Consider the following 14,955-nt stretch of genomic DNA (forward strand, 5'->3'; position numbering starts at 1 on the left):
GTAAGATGACAGCTATGGATCCACAAGCACTTGAAAAACTGGTTTTAATGAAGATGCCTTTTGGTAAGCATGCTGGGCGCGCACTTGCGGATTTGCCTGGAAACTATTTGGCTTGGTTTGCGCGCGAAGGATTTCCGAAAAGTGAGCTCGGGCAATTGCTGGAGTTGATGCATACCTTGGACCACAATGGCTTGCGTGGGTTGCTAGCGCCTATTCAAAGTGCGCATGGTTTACAAGCGCGCTCTAAAACACCTTAACTTACTTTGTGCGAATAATAGCTGTGACTCGATTGCGTTCGTAAGTTACGGTCTTTGATTCTGGCGGACTATTTTGCGAAAGGCTCACTTGCAAAGAAGTTTGACTCTGGATTTCTAGCGCCAGTTGCTTGGCTAATTCAGCATTGCGGTCATACTGAATTTGAATGCTCGAAACCCTGCCCGCTTTAATGCTCGCAACAACTTCCTGAATCTTGCTTGGTGAATACTCATCGAAAAAAACCGGATACCAACCCCCTACTAATATCTGCTGAGTTTGACGTGCTGCATTGGTTTTCTTGCCGTGCAGGGGAGCGACATCTTCTGGTAAATGAAAGTCGATACCCGTTTTCTCTTTTAAGTCTTGGTAGGTGATGGGGGGAGACATGGTGGCGTCATTGGTGTTTTCTACCCAATAAGCCCAGGCAGTATTTTTGCTTGGCTCGTATACCAACTTGAAAAGATGTTCTGGAATGGTGACCTGCCCGTTCCCAATACTCCCGATCTTTCCGGTCGAGCCAGTAAAGACATATACATCTCCATCCACACGTTTGGCATATTGCCGAGTAGGCTCTTCTACATTCTTAGCCCAAATACCCTGATTGTTTTGTCTGGCTTGCGGCATGGTATTGGCCAAAGAGAAGGATTGCCCCATCGCTCTTTCATTAGTCATATCTCCAGCGGGAGCGTTGTGACCCCGGTCGTAACCGCTACCCCGATAGTCGGCGAGCAGGGCGCGTTCCCTGAAGGGCAGTCTGGCTTCCTCGTAGAACTGGTTGGTCCTGCGGGGGTGGGGCGCAGCCAAGCGCTCGCCATTCAACTTTTCTACTGTATAGATAGGCTTCTTATCTGCTGGGGAGTAGTAAACCGCAAAACTATTGAAGCAGAGGTCTCGGCCAGTCTGAGGGCTACTGGGAATTTGTTGATTGGGGAAAAGGTCTTGGCATGCTTCAAAGAGGGCAAAAGCACTAAGCGGGGTCAGCAGTGAGATAGATAGAAGAAGTTGTGGAAGCCATTGCATACTCATGAAGTGTAGGTGAGTCGCTCACCAAGAATCATTTTTCATAATCAAGTTAGCTTGAGAGCTAATAAGAATCAGGGTTTGCGAGCATTCAATTTGAATCTCTAGGGCTAACAGTTGGTTTTTAGGCCTTGAATTTTTCCTTGTTTGGGATGCACTGCACCAACACTAGCGGTAGAAATTTTCATCTTAGAAAATACTAGATGTATGGGTTTGCGGTCGATTTTTCTGTTTCAAATGGTAAAAAAGTCCGATTTATCCTCATTTTTTACACTGTGAAATTAGTACTTGCTAACATCTATAACTCATTGATAAATATAGCTTTATATAAAATCAGAGGGAGATGATCCTTGGGTATATGGATTTCTATATGAATTAGTTATAGAAATGGACATCCTTATTCTTGACTAGATATAAGAACCTTCTTAGGATGGCTCATGTTTTTTATATATTGCAGTGCAACATGAATCGGCGTATTGGTTTGTGTGGTGATGCAACCAGGTAAATGAGTAAAAGTTTTGTAAACAATTCGAGTGTCTTGCAGATTGCCCAGCAGCCAATAATGGCTGCTAAAGATTTGCTATCCCAAGCCATGGCTCCTGCCTATCGCGTAGTCAACGGCTTAGTAGTAGTTGCAGTATTTATGGTGGTTAGTCTTTGGCTCTCTGGCAACGGCACGAATGCCGGCGCTTTTGACTTGGCCCGTATCCTAGTTCCAGATGAAGCGCGTCATATCGTTTGGCAGAATGGCTTAGGTACTGCCGATGCCAATAGAGAGCCAGCTTCTAGTCAGTCAGCCGACCAAGACTTCTTGGCAAGTTCTTATAGCAAGTCCCGGATTGATCGACAGTCAGGCGAACTGAGCGTTAAAAAACAGACCGTTGCTTTGTTAACACCTTCTGTAGGGCATGCCCAGATCAAGCCAATTTCGCATTTAACCGATCAAATCCCGACTTCTAAGATTGATCCACAAGCGCTAGACACCAACTTAATGGGGTCTATCCAGAATCAACGTGCTGTAGCCGATTTCTTTGAAAAGAAGTACAGCCTGGATCGCACCAAGATTGAAGAGTATGTATCGAATGCGGTGGTGATTGCTAAGGAAGCCAATATTGATCCAGTGTTATTGCTAGCAGTGATCTCGGTGGAGTCTAATTTCAATCCCAATACAAAGAGTACTGCTGGCGCAGAAGGCCTGATGCAAGTGATGACATCGGTGCACAAGGATAAGTACGCGCTTTATGGTGGAACATCGGATGCCGTTAAGCCTGAAGTTAATATTCGTGTTGGCGCATATATTCTGAAATATCTTATCGCTAGTGCCGGCTCACTGCGCAACGGTTTGAAGTTTTATGTTGGCGCTGCCAATGCTGAAGATGATGGTGGCTATGCAGACAAGGTGATGGCTGAACGTCGCCGTATCATTGGGCTATGTCAGCCTGCAAGCTCAAATAAACTGACCCTGAACGGCAAAGACTTGCGTTCATAAGATTGCCTCGGACCTGATAAAAATAAAGGCCACCGTTTCGGGTGGCCTTATTCATTTGAGGCGCTCTAAATAAAAACCGTTTAGTTCACCCCATGTAATTCAACATCAAAGACCAGGGTAGCATTAGGTGGAATAACACCACCAGCGCCACGTGCGCCATAGCCCATCTCTGCAGGGATGATCAGCGTGCGTTTGCCGCCAATCTTCATGCCGGCAACACCTTCGTCCCAACCCTTGATGACATGTCCAGCGCCCAAGGGGAAGCTAAAGAGCTGGCCGCGGTCCAAAGAGCTATCAAACTTCTGACCTTTATTGTCTGGTGCATTCTCATCAAACAGCCAGCCGGTGTAGTGGACATCGACTTCTTTGCCTGCGGTTGCTGCTGTACCGTCACCTACAACGGTATCGATTTTCTTAAGTTCACTCACAATATTTTCCTCTTCAACTGAAATTGATTGGCTAGTATATTCTGAGCTCTGATTCATGTCCTATCGAGCTCAAATTACCCATGACTAATTATTGGCCAAGTTCCGCATATCAGACCTTAAAAATTGGTCCCGACAATCAATTACTGGCCACTGATGATTTTTTGCGCACTTACCTGCTAAGACCAGAGTTAAATTTAGTGCCCGAGTCCTGTGACGCTGAAAAAGCCTTGCATCAGAAATTGACAAACAATCCCCGCGCTGATATTCCTGTTGGAGAAATTGCTGCGATGGCGGATGAAGATATTCAGGCGAACTACCAAGTTTGGTTACGTTACCGCAGTAAGTTATTAACTGCTAGCTCTCTAGAAAATTTCTACATGAGTTTGTTTGACGGTGAGGGTGTCGATGTACCACCTCTATTCATTTCTCAGTTGGCGCAAATCTTTATTCGTCACATATTGGGGGATGACCCACATCCCTTGGATGTGCGGATGGGGGAGTTATTTTTCAGAACCCAGAAAATCAGTGTTCTCGATGATGGTGTGGTAATGGGCGCAGACGATGAAGTTGTTTCACGTAATGCACAGGCAGGCGAGACAGGCAACATCATGGATTTACTCAAAGGCAAATCCATGAGTATGCGATCCATCGATTTAGATGTGCTGCACGAAGAGAATGCAGATATCTATTGGGCAAGAGATGAAGACCATGACTTAGCGGTACAGCTCAACGTTGGTCAGTCACCCATCAATCACTTTTGCCGTATCTTAGAAAAATGGATTGATCATTTCTTGGGTGTAAAAGTGCGAATCACACCAATGCAGCAGATTACCGATACCAAATGGTCATGGCATGTCGGCTTAGATGCGGCTGCTACGGAGATTCTGAACAAGCTATACAACGAAGAGGCGCTTGAGACTGAGGAGTTGGCCAATATCATTTGTCTTTTCCGCTTGGACTTTATTGATACTGCTGCCGTGCCCAGGGCGCTTGAAGGCAAACCGGTATATCTGGGAATAGCTATAAATGATGAAAAGCAATTAAAGCTAAAACCCCAAAACCTTTTATTTAATTTGCCACTAGCTAAAACTTCCTAGCTTACTGATTCCAGGTTTTATTTTTTCGGTGATGGGTGCTGAGCCAAATCAGCGCGCCTCCAGTAATGATGACGGGAAAGATTGAGCCTAAATTTAATATGGTCCAACCTTGGGTGGTGACCAGAGCGCCCGAACCAAATGAACTGAAGGCCATGGTGCCAAAGACAAAGAAGTTGATGGCCGCCTGTGCTTTATCGCGCTCCTCTGGTTTATAAGCGGTCATTGCTAAAGATGTGGACCCAGTAAATAAAAAGTTCCAACCAACGCCCAGCAAGAACAGTGCGATGACAAATTGTTGCAAGTCAGTGCCTGTTAATGCGATCGCAATGCAAATGCAATTGAGCGCTACACCAACCCCCATAATTTTGAGAGCACCAAAGCGTTGAATCAGTGAGCCAGTAAAAAATCCAGGAGCAAACATGCCAATGACATGCCACTCTAATACTAAGGCTGTATCGGAAAATGGTAGCCCACAGATTTGCATGGCTAGTGGTGTCCCGGCCATGAGTAAGTTCATCACACCATAGCCAAGCGATGCGCCAATTACTGCCACCATAAACACTGGTTGTCTCAATATTGTTTTGAGATTCCTACCCGCTCCTAATGCATGTTCAGTTTTAAATTCGGCAGGAAAGTGAATGCATTGCATCACGATGATGCCAATGATCGCAGCAATCGAGAGTGTGAGATAAGCCCCCAGAAAGGCTGTTTCAAATAGATTCTTTGTCCAGGAGGCAAGGTTAGGACCTACCACCGCCCCCAGAATGCCACCCGCGAGAACCCAAGAGACTGCCTTGTCCCTTTGGGAGGCAATAGTTAACTCTGCAGCAGCAAAGCGATAGAGCTGGCCATTAGCGCTGTAGTAGCCTGCAATGAAGGTGCCACATACCAAGAGCCAAAAGTTCCTGGTAGATGCCGCATAGGCGCACAGAAGGGCGGAGAATACGGCAACCAACAGCCCCAACTGGAATGAGATCTTGCGTCCGAAGTAGTTTTGGGTCTTGGCAACAATGGAGGTGGAAACAGCGCCCCCAACCACATAGCCCATGACGGGCAGGGTGGCCATCCAAGAGGCAGGACTCAGGCTGAAGCCAACCAAACCATTAATAGCAATAAAGGTAACGTTATTGGTAAGAAATAGCCCTTGGCAAATGATCAGTAGTACAAGGTTTTTATTGAGTAGCGGGTGCTTGTTAGTCATGGATTGCAGTTTACGGTGAATTTGCCATGAAGATCGTGTTGGTGGATTCCCTTAAATTGGGCAACTTGAACCGCTTTAGGGCTTAAATCAGGCAGTTTTGACAATGTCGATGATTTAAAATAGAAGGCTCACCCCACTAACGTGCCCATTGAATCTGGTGAACGGAATAGGAGGGTGACAAGGTCTGAACCGGGCCCTGTAAATTTACCAAAATCGAGGAAATACTAATGGCTTCAGAGAAATCAAAGATCATTTACACGCTGACAGATGAGGCGCCCCTTTTGGCGACCTGTGCATTTCTGCCAGTGATTCGTGCCTTTACAGCGCCAGCTGGAGTTGAGATTGTGACAAGCGACATTTCTGTTGCCGGGCGAATCTTGGCTGAATTTACGGAATTTTTGACTGCAGAGCAAAAAGTCCCTGATAACTTGGCTGAATTAGGGCGAATGACTTTGCTGCCGGACACCAACATCATTAAGTTGCCAAATATCAGCGCCTCAGTTCCCCAATTACTGTCTGCTATCAAAGAATTGCAAGCAAAGGGCTACAAGATTCCGAATTTCCCAGATGATCCTAAAGATGATGCTGAGAAAGCGATTCGCACTCGTTATTCCAAGTGCTTAGGCAGTGCAGTGAACCCAGTATTGCGCGAAGGTAACTCCGATCGCCGTGCGCCTCCTGCTGTCAAGCGTTACGCGCGCAAGAACCCTCACTCTATGGGTGAGTGGAGTCAAGCTTCCCGTACTCACGTTTCGCATATGCATGGCGGCGACTTCTACGCAGGTGAGAAGTCAATCACTTTGGATAAAGCATGTGATGTGAAGATGGACTTGGTTACCAAGAGTGGCAAAACCATTGTGTTTAAACCAAAGACTTCTTTGTTGGCTGGCGAAATTATCGACAGCATGTACATGAGTAAGAAAGCGCTTTGCGAGTTCTATGAAAAAGAAATCGAAGACGCCTACAAATCCGGCATGATGCTTTCATTGCACGTGAAGGCAACCATGATGAAGGTGTCGCACCCAATCGTATTTGGTCATGCGGTCAAGATTTTTTACAAAGACGCATTTGAAAAGCATGCTAAGTTGTTTGAAGAGCTAGGCGTTAATGCCAACAATGGTATGAGCAGCTTGTATGACAAGATTAAAACTTTGCCAGAATCTAAGCGTGAAGAAATCATTCAAGATCTGCACGCATGCCACGAGCACCGTCCAGCATTGGCGATGGTCGATTCAGCAAAAGGTATTACCAACTTACATTCTCCAAGCGATGTGATCGTGGATGCATCCATGCCCGCCATGATTCGTGTTGGCGGCAAGATGTGGGGCGCCGATGGACGTTTGCATGACACCAAAGCAGTGATCCCAGAAAGTACCTTTGCGCGTATTTATCAAGAGATCATCAATTTCTGTAAAACCCACGGTAACTTTGATCCAACCACCATGGGGACTGTGCCAAACGTGGGCTTGATGGCTCAACAAGCTGAAGAGTATGGTTCACACGACAAGACTTTTGAAATTCCAGAAGCTGGCGTGGCACGCATTGTTACTGACGATGGCACTGTGTTGCTCGAGCAGAATGTTGAAGAGGGTGATATCTGGCGTATGTGCCAAGCAAAAGATGCACCGATTCGTGATTGGGTCAAATTGGCCGTCAATCGTGCACGCCTCTCTAATACTCCTGCAGTGTTCTGGTTGGATGAGTACCGTCCACACGAAGCTGAGTTGATTAAGAAGGTAAATACCTATCTGAAAGATTATGACCTTAAGGGTGTCGATATTCAGATCATGTCTCAGACTCGTGCAATGCGCTACACCTTAGAGCGTGTCATACGCGGTAAGGACACTATCTCTGTAACCGGCAACATCTTGCGTGATTACCTCACCGACTTGTTCCCCATTATGGAATTAGGTACTAGCGCGAAGATGTTGTCGATTGTTCCATTGATGGCTGGCGGCGGGCTCTTTGAGACTGGTGCTGGTGGTTCTGCTCCTAAGCACGTTCAACAGTTGGTTGAAGAGAACCATTTGCGTTGGGATTCACTTGGTGAGTTCTTGGCTTTGGCGGTATCGCTTGAGGATATCGGTGACAAGACCGGCAACGCTAAAGTGAAAATTTTGGCGCGCACTTTGGATGAAGCTACTGGCAAATTGTTGGATAACAATAAGTCACCTTCTCCACGCACTGGTGAGTTGGACAACCGCGGTAGCCAGTTCTATTTGGCAATGTATTGGGCTGAGGCTTTGGCTGCTCAAACAGACGACAAAGAACTGCAAGCCTACTTCGCCCCTCTCGCTAAATCCTTGCTTGAGAATGAGCAAAAGATTGCTGCTGAGATGAAGGCAGTTCAAGGTAAACCAGCTGATATTGGCGGTTACTTTATGGCTGATACGGCAAAGTGTGAAGCGGTAATGCGTCCAAGCGCTACATTCAACGCAGTATTGAAGGCGGCTACAGCCTAAACAGCCAAAGTTCCTTAAACCAAAAAAGGCAAGCCGTAAGGTTTGCCTTTTTTATTGCCACAAAGGCCTCTAATTTGGGCTTCTGCAATAAATCCATAAGCGTAGGAGAATGAGTCTTGTTTTGGATTTCTTTGAGAAAAAGGCTAAAGGTATCCCCATGCGCTTTATAGACAACACCATTTTGCCAAGTGATATCACCCCCAAAGGCGTCTTTGAGGGTCGTCGTGAATTGATTAAAGCGGCTGCAGCCGGCAGCTTTGGTCTAGCATTAGCACCTTGGTTCTCTCGTGAGGCATTGGCTTCAAATCCAGAGAAGCTTGCTGCCACTTTAAATCCCGCATATGCAGTGAAGGATGAGTTGAGTGGTTATAAGAACGTCACCACTTACAACAACTTTTATGAATTCGGAACGGATAAGACCGATCCCTTTGCCAATGCTGGTACTTTACAAACGAGGCCATGGACGATTTCCATTGAAGGTTTGGTCAAAAAACCAGTGACCTTGGATATTGATGCCTTGTTAAAGCTGGCTCCCATGGAAGAACGCGTTTACAGAATGCGTTGTGTAGAAGGTTGGTCGATGGTGATTCCTTGGGATGGCTATTCTTTATCGAAATTATTGAGCAAGGTCGAACCACTGGGATCTGCCAAGTATGTTGAGTTCATTTCCTTAGCAGACCGCAAGCAAATGCCGGGCGTCAAAAGCAATATTCTGGATTGGCCATACAAGGAAGGCTTGCGCTTAGACGAGGCCATGAACCCATTAACGCTGCTGACTTTTGGTTTGTATGGCGAGGCCTTACCAAAACAAAATGGCGCGCCCGTACGCATCGTAGTGCCTTGGAAGTATGGCTTTAAGAGTGCGAAGTCGATTGTGAAAATTCGCCTTACCGAAGAGATGCCCAAGACTAGCTGGAGTCAGTTTGATGCTCGTGAGTATGGTTTTTATTCCAACGTAAATCCATTGGTTGATCATCCTCGCTGGAGTCAGGCGACCGAGCGTCGCATCGCAGAAAACAAGGGCGTATTTGCACCAAAGATCAAAACAGAAATGTTTAATGGGTATGGCGATCTAGTTGCTAGCATGTACTCGGGTATGGATCTCAAGAAATTCTATTAAGCGCTATCTGATGAAGGTGGTGATTTTTCTCCTCGCACTATTGCCGCTAGACCGCTTAGTTTGGTTGGGGTTTACCGATGGCCTTGGCGCTAATCCTGTCGAGTTCATCACCAGATCTACGGGGACATGGGCTTTAGTCATGCTATGCCTTACTTTGGTAATGACGCCATTACGTTTGCTAACGGGCTCCCTGTTCTGGATCAAAATTCGCAGAATGCTGGGGCTGTTTAGTTTCTTTTACGCAGCAATCCATTTTCTCATTTGGATTTGGTTAGATCAAAACTTTGACTTAGCGGCGATGGTTAAAGATGTGATTAAGAGACCATATATCACCATGGGCTTTCTGAGTCTGCTCATGATGACCCCGCTTGCCATGACCTCCAATCATTGGATGCAAAAAAAGTTGGGGAGGCGCTGGGCCCAATTACATCGCTTGATTTATGTCATAGCATGCAGCGTGATACTGCATTACTGGTGGCATAAGGCCGGTAAGAACGACCTAGATACGGTATCGATATATGCCACAGTAGTCGTTTTGCTCTTGTGCTGTAGGATTCCTGTTACTAGAAACAAACTCAGTTTCAAATAAGGTCAGATGAAAATCCCATACTCAAAATTGGCAATCTCACTATTCGTTGTTAGCACCTTCCTGATGCAGGCCAAGGCTTATAGTCAAACTGCAGTAGCTCCAACACCAGTAAAGACCATTGCCTCGCTGGATGTACCGCGTTACCTGGGGACTTGGTATGAGATTGCCAAATTTCCGAACTGGTTTCAAAAAAAGTGCGTCGGCAATACCAAGGCAGTCTATGCACTCAAGGCAGATGGCAATTTGCAAGTACTCAATAGCTGCAAGACTGCTAATGGCGACACCTCCTCAGCTGAGGGGGCTGCAAAACAGATTGGAGCCAAAGACTCTCCCAAGTTAGAGGTGCGCTTTGCACCGGAGTGGCTGTCGTTTCTGCCGCTGGTTTGGGGTGACTACTGGGTGATTGACTTGGATGCTCAATATCAAGTCGCCGCAGTCAGTGATCCTAAGCGCGACTATCTCTGGATATTGTCTAGAACACCGCAGATGGATCCCAGGGTGTATGAGGACTTACTCATGCGTCTACAGCAGCAACAATTTGATGTGCGCAAGTTAGAAAAAACGTCGCACAATTAATTCACCATTAAATCAACATCATCAGCATGAATCTTTTTACTTTGCCGCCTGGAATGGAGATCTTCGAGAGAGGTTGGCTGTCCGCAAACAATATTTTTTTGTATGGCGATGGTGGTGAAGGTGATGTCTCATTGGTAGATACAGGTTATTGCGCTCATCAAAATCTGACCTTGAATTTGGTGAAAAATGCTTTACTAAAGCATGGCCTGCCAACACTAAACAAGATCATCAATACCCATCTGCATTCAGATCATTGTGGCGGAAATGCTGCCTTATCTAAGGCCTATCATTCTGATATTTACATTCCGAGCGCAGAAGATATCGCGGTGCAGACTTGGAACGAGGATTTATTAAGCTACCGCAATCTAGGACAAGACTGCCCACGTTTTTCACATAAGCATCTCTTAATTCCTGGACAAGAAATTTCCTTGGGGCTGTATGTTTGGCAGATCTTGGCTGCACCAGGGCATGACCCACACTCCGTCATGCTGTATCAGGCCGATCATCGGATCTTGATCTCGGCCGATGCTTTATGGGAAGAGGGCTTTGGGGTGGTGTTTCCTGAGTTATGGGGTAAGAGTGGCTTTGAAGAGGTGGCGCAAACATTGGATTTGATTGAAGGCTTGCAGATTGACTTGGTGATCCCCGGACACGGCCATCCTTTTACTGATGTTGCTAAAGCCTTAGGTGTGGCGCGCTCACGGTTGGATTACCTAGCTTCAGATGGCGATCGTAATGCCCGCCATGGCGCCAAAGTGCTACTGAAATACAAGCTACTAGAATGGCGTAGCATGGAGATAGACAAAGTTATTCAATGGATTTCTGCTACGCCTGCAATGCTTGCTGCCGCTCAGCAGCTCAATATGGAAATGGACGAGTTTGTGAAGTGGTTGCCACAAGCTCTTGTCAAATCGGATGCCGCCAAACTGGAAGGTGAGTGCTTGGTCAATGTCGATTAAGATTTGGCATTCAGAATAACAATCATCTTAAGAAAAAAATTCAATTGAAGGAATCATGATGGAACACACTGTTTTAGTAACTGGTGCTACGGCTGGCTTTGGTGAAGCAACTGCACGTCGCTTTCTGGCTCATGGCCATAAAGTCATTGCTTTAGGACGCAGAACTGAACGCCTAGAGGCTTTAAAGGCATCACTCCCTGCGGAGCAACAGAAAAAATTACTAACCTTGGCAGTAGATGTCTGCGATAGCGCCAAGGTCGACCAATTAGCGGCCACCTTGCCTGCAGAGTTTGCTAACGTTACTGTTCTGGTAAATAACGCTGGGCTTGCCTTAGGTCTTGAGCCGGCACATAAAGCAGTTCTGACAGACTGGGATCGCATGATCGATACCAATATCAAAGGGCTTGTGCATATGACCCGCGCCATTTTGCCCGGTATGGTTGAGCGTAAACGTGGCCACGTGATTAACCTGGGTTCTGTTGCAGCCAATTACCCCTATCCAGGTGGCAATGTATATGGCGGCACTAAGGCTTTTGTAAAACAATTTAGCTTGAACTTGCGTGCAGATTTAATTGGCACGCCAGTGCGAGTCACTTGTGTCGAGCCAGGAATGTGTGCTGGCACAGAGTTTTCGAATGTGCGCTTTAAGGGCGATGATAGTAAAGCGGAGAGTGTTTACAACGGCGTGCAGGCTTTGAGTGCTGATGATATTGCTGAGACTATTTTTTGGTCTGCCACTTTACCAAGTCATATGAACATCAATGTGTTGGAGGTGATGCCGGTGCAACAGGCGAGCGGACCTTTACAGATTCATCGGGGCGAGTTTAAGTAGACTCAGGCTTCCATTTGTAAAACTTGGGATATTGGCGCATCACTACCGGGCCATCAAAGTCCCAAGATTTACATTGCCCTAAATAGCGTGGCGGTTTATTTTCATCGGCGTCAAATAGTGCGCCCGGAATCGATTGATAAGCCGCGGTGCCAATGCTGGCCAGCACTTCACGTAAGTGGGTGCAGCCCTTAATGCCACCAAGGTGGGCATCCACTACTTTGCGCCAGCCTTTGCCTAGTTTGGCACCTATCAGAGCATCCATCGGCGGTATCACTTCTGGACATTCTGGGTGTGGGTGGCTATCCATTGCCACTTCGATGGCTTTAATCTCTAACTCGGTATTTAAGGTCAAACGTATCCACATATCGTGCAGCGCTTCTCCCGGAGCCCAGGTTCTGCTGCCAGTTGTGAAGGGGTGTGACTTAACATCTTTGAGATGCGCCTCAATATCCCATAGTCCATCTTCTCGAGCATATCCTGAGAAGGTGATTTCACGAGTGTGAAGCGGAGTGCGGGTTACTGGACTTGAAAGCATGGCGCTAGTTTAAATCATTCAAAACGCTGTAGTATGCTCACCAAGATATATGGCAAAACCACTTTCCTTAGAAAAAATTCTCTTTAGCCAAGGCTTTGGCACTCGGCGCTATTGTAGTGATTTGGTGTATGCCGAGTTAGTCAGCATCAAGGGCGTCTTATGCGAGGACCCGGAAGAGCGCATTTCGACTGAGGGCTTGGTACTCAATGTCGAAGGGAAAGATTGGGAGTTTCATGAAAAGGCGTATATCGCCTTTAATAAACCAGCCAACTATGAGTGCTCTCATAAAACCACACATCATCCCAGTGTCTACAGTTTATTGCCGCGGCCATTTGTAGAGCGTGGCTTGCAGTGTGTGGGGCGCTTGGATTACGACACTACTGGTTTATTGTTAATTTCTGATGATGGGCAGTTCATTCATAAGATGACGACGCCCAAGAAAAACATCGGCAAGGTTTATGAAATTACCACTCCAGAGCCTATTACACAAAAGCAAATCGATCATCTTTTAAAGGGGGTGGTATTGGATGATGATCCTAGGCCTTGTCTTGCAACTGCATGTAAACAACTCGGTGAAAACACTTTGGCAATGACGATTGTTGAGGGCCGCTATCACCAAGTGAAACGTATGATGGCTGCGGTGGGTAATCACGTGGATACATTGCATCGCACTGAGATAGGCCAATATGTCATGCCTACCGATCTAGCAGAAGGTGAGTGGCGTTGGCTCTACTCGGCGGACTTACAGAAGTTATCTAAGAGCGTGGATGCTGAGCGTGCCTAAGCTACTGCCAGAAGATATGGATTTTCAGGGCTTGCTTCCAGCTTGGAAGTTGAGTGCAGATGCAAAAACCTTATCTCAGGAATTTATATTCGCAGACTTCAAATGCGCCTTTGAATTCATGACGCTAGTAGCGCGATATGCAGAAGAGATTGATCACCATCCCGATTGGTCAAACTCTTGGAATAGGGTGAGCGTGCGCTTAACCACTCACTCAAAAAAGGGACTTACAGAACTGGATTTCGCGATGGCTAAGGTCATGGATCAGTTTGCCCTACAGCTTAAAACTAAAACCGAAGATTAATGCTCTTCTTCGTCACCTTCTTCTGAGTTCATACTCATCAAGATGGTAGCTAAAAGACCATAGACCACTTCAGTGGCAATCATGCCATCTTCATCCAGCTCATCAATCAGATCGTTTAAGCAATCTTCTGTTGGCTCATTCAAGAGGGTCATTGCACACTCACACCCGTAGTCGAAATCTTCGTCGTTTTGGGTTTGATTTTCGTCAGTCATATTTATCCTTGGTTGAACCCTCAGAATAGCAAATAAAAAGGAGTTTTAGGGAGGTGTTTTGGCTCTGCTCGCAGATAGTAACTTGGAGTATGCTTTCTCTCCATCTGCCTTTTCTACCTAGGAAAATATGAAACGTCGAGAATTTCTTGGGGCTTCCATTGCCCTTTCTTTGCCTTTTTCCGTTCGGGCCGACGCTTATCCAAGTAAGCCGATTCGTTATATCGTCCCAGTTGCTGCGGGTGGCGGGAACGATATGATTGCCCGCGTAGTGACCGAGCGCTGGGGGCGTGTAATTGGCCAGACCTTTGTAGTCGAGAATCAAAGTGGCGGCGGCGGTGTGATTGCCTCTCAAACAACCATGCGTGCTGTACCGGATGGTTACACCTTGATGCAGGGCTACGTTGCCACCCATGGCACCAATCCTGCAACACGTAAAGTACCTTACGACCCCATTAAAGATTTCACCCCGATTGGCATGATTGGCGCGACGCCTAATGTATTGATCGTGAATAGCCAGGTTCCCGTCAAAAATATGAAGGAGTTTATTGACTACGCCCGCAAGAACCCAGGCAAGCTGAGTTATGGCACTGCAGGACAGGGCTCCTTAACCCATATGACGATGGAGTTATTTAAACAAGAGACAGGTCTTTATATTTTGCACGTGCCTTATCGGGGTATTGCGCCGGCTTTCAATGACTTGCTGGGTGGACAAACCCAAACCATGTTCCCGGGCCTAGCAGCAGCCTTGCAATATATTCAATCGGGTAGGGTGCGCGCCTTAGCAGTGACCGGACCTAAGCGGAGTGCCGTCTTAAAAGATGTGCCAACGATGGAAGAGTTAGGCTTTAAAGGCTTTGATGCGATGCAATGGTATGGGACTGTAGGTCCCGCAGGCATCCCGGTAGAGATTGTCAAACGCCTCAATGAGACACAAGTTGCTACACTCAAATTACCCGAGATGCGTGAGAAGCTAGCGATTGAAGCAGTAGAGCCAATGCCAATGTCTCCCGAGCAATTTGGACAATTTATTAAAAACGAAACTCAGCGATGGACTGCCTTGGCAAAAGTTCGCAATATTCAACTGGAAGAATAAGG

General features: G+C 46.6%; 17 protein-coding genes. 12 read left to right on the plus strand and 5 right to left on the minus strand.

Annotated features, from left to right (window positions below):
- Positions 1–14: 14 nt before the first annotated feature.
- A complete protein-coding gene (locus ICN49_RS09690; RefSeq protein WP_216167867.1) occupies positions 15–257 on the plus strand; it encodes a DUF3820 family protein in 243 nt (80 codons plus the stop codon).
- 1 nt (position 258) lies between these two features.
- Here the strand turns inward: ICN49_RS09690 and ICN49_RS09695 are convergent, their stop codons facing one another.
- A complete protein-coding gene (locus ICN49_RS09695; RefSeq protein WP_255535496.1) occupies positions 259–1,281 on the minus strand; it encodes a DNA/RNA non-specific endonuclease in 1,023 nt (340 codons plus the stop codon).
- 556 nt (positions 1,282–1,837) lie between these two features.
- Here ICN49_RS09695 and ICN49_RS09700 point away from each other — a divergent pair.
- Positions 1,838–2,764 carry a transglycosylase SLT domain-containing protein gene (locus ICN49_RS09700; protein WP_255535497.1) on the plus strand — a complete coding sequence of 309 codons (927 nt, stop codon included), beginning with the start codon at positions 1,838–1,840 and terminating at the stop codon, positions 2,762–2,764.
- 80 nt (positions 2,765–2,844) lie between these two features.
- Here the strand turns inward: ICN49_RS09700 and ICN49_RS09705 are convergent, their stop codons facing one another.
- Positions 2,845–3,192, minus strand: a complete 348-nt coding sequence (locus ICN49_RS09705; protein ID WP_216167869.1) for an FKBP-type peptidyl-prolyl cis-trans isomerase — start codon at positions 3,190–3,192, stop codon at positions 2,845–2,847.
- 80 nt (positions 3,193–3,272) lie between these two features.
- Here ICN49_RS09705 and ICN49_RS09710 point away from each other — a divergent pair, with 80 nt between their 5' ends.
- A complete protein-coding gene (locus tag ICN49_RS09710) occupies positions 3,273–4,289 on the plus strand; it encodes a DUF6352 family protein (protein WP_216167870.1) in 1,017 nt (338 codons plus the stop codon).
- 1 nt (position 4,290) lies between these two features.
- Here ICN49_RS09710 and ICN49_RS09715 read toward each other — a convergent pair whose 3' ends face one another.
- Positions 4,291–5,490, minus strand: a complete 1,200-nt coding sequence (locus tag ICN49_RS09715) for an MFS transporter (protein WP_216167871.1) — start codon at positions 5,488–5,490, stop codon at positions 4,291–4,293.
- A gap of 227 nt (positions 5,491–5,717) precedes the next feature.
- Between ICN49_RS09715 and ICN49_RS09720 the strand changes: the two genes are divergently transcribed.
- The 6 genes from ICN49_RS09720 to ICN49_RS09745 all read left to right on the plus strand — a co-directional run bounded on the left by ICN49_RS09720 (position 5,718) and on the right by ICN49_RS09745 (position 12,028).
- Entirely contained in the window at positions 5,718–7,952 is a 2,235-nt protein-coding gene (locus ICN49_RS09720; RefSeq protein ID WP_216167872.1) for an NADP-dependent isocitrate dehydrogenase, read from the plus strand.
- A 157-nt stretch (positions 7,953–8,109) separates the two neighbouring features.
- Positions 8,110–9,072: a protein-methionine-sulfoxide reductase catalytic subunit MsrP gene (msrP, locus tag ICN49_RS09725; RefSeq protein ID WP_216167911.1), complete on the plus strand. Its 963-nt coding sequence runs from the start codon at positions 8,110–8,112 to the stop codon at positions 9,070–9,072.
- 10 nt (positions 9,073–9,082) lie between these two features.
- Entirely contained in the window at positions 9,083–9,661 is a 579-nt protein-coding gene (gene msrQ / locus ICN49_RS09730) for a protein-methionine-sulfoxide reductase heme-binding subunit MsrQ (protein WP_216167873.1), read from the plus strand.
- Positions 9,662–9,667: 6 nt separating this feature from the next.
- Positions 9,668–10,237, plus strand: a complete 570-nt coding sequence (locus ICN49_RS09735; RefSeq protein WP_369411529.1) for a lipocalin family protein — start codon at positions 9,668–9,670, stop codon at positions 10,235–10,237.
- 26 nt (positions 10,238–10,263) lie between these two features.
- Positions 10,264–11,196, plus strand: coding sequence for an MBL fold metallo-hydrolase (locus tag ICN49_RS09740; RefSeq protein WP_216167874.1), 933 nt, complete (start codon positions 10,264–10,266; stop codon positions 11,194–11,196).
- 58 nt (positions 11,197–11,254) lie between these two features.
- A complete protein-coding gene (locus tag ICN49_RS09745; protein WP_216167875.1) occupies positions 11,255–12,028 on the plus strand; it encodes an SDR family oxidoreductase in 774 nt (257 codons plus the stop codon).
- Here ICN49_RS09745 and ICN49_RS09750 read toward each other — a convergent pair.
- On the minus strand, positions 12,021–12,563 hold the full coding sequence (locus tag ICN49_RS09750; protein WP_216167876.1) for a DUF2889 domain-containing protein: 543 nt from the start codon (positions 12,561–12,563) through the stop codon (positions 12,021–12,023). The genes ICN49_RS09745 and ICN49_RS09750 overlap by 8 nt on opposite strands.
- Positions 12,564–12,612: 49 nt before the next feature.
- Between ICN49_RS09750 and ICN49_RS09755 the strand changes: the two genes are divergently transcribed.
- Positions 12,613–13,347, plus strand: coding sequence for a 16S rRNA pseudouridine(516) synthase (locus tag ICN49_RS09755; protein ID WP_216167877.1), 735 nt, complete (start codon positions 12,613–12,615; stop codon positions 13,345–13,347).
- Complete coding sequence (locus tag ICN49_RS09760) at positions 13,331–13,648, plus strand: 4a-hydroxytetrahydrobiopterin dehydratase (RefSeq protein ID WP_255535498.1); 318 nt, start codon at positions 13,331–13,333, stop codon at positions 13,646–13,648. The genes ICN49_RS09755 and ICN49_RS09760 overlap by 17 nt, the downstream gene beginning before the upstream one ends.
- Here ICN49_RS09760 and ICN49_RS09765 read toward each other — a convergent pair.
- Entirely contained in the window at positions 13,645–13,860 is a 216-nt protein-coding gene (locus tag ICN49_RS09765) for a hypothetical protein (protein WP_216167878.1), read from the minus strand. The genes ICN49_RS09760 and ICN49_RS09765 overlap by 4 nt on opposite strands.
- A 127-nt stretch (positions 13,861–13,987) precedes the next feature.
- Here ICN49_RS09765 and ICN49_RS09770 point away from each other — a divergent pair, with 127 nt between their 5' ends.
- Positions 13,988–14,953 carry a Bug family tripartite tricarboxylate transporter substrate binding protein gene (locus ICN49_RS09770; RefSeq protein ID WP_216167879.1) on the plus strand — a complete coding sequence of 322 codons (966 nt, stop codon included), beginning with the start codon at positions 13,988–13,990 and terminating at the stop codon, positions 14,951–14,953.
- Positions 14,954–14,955: the final 2 nt, after the last annotated feature.

The organism is Polynucleobacter finlandensis (genome assembly GCF_018881755.1).
Classification (GTDB): domain Bacteria; phylum Pseudomonadota; class Gammaproteobacteria; order Burkholderiales; family Burkholderiaceae; genus Polynucleobacter; species Polynucleobacter finlandensis.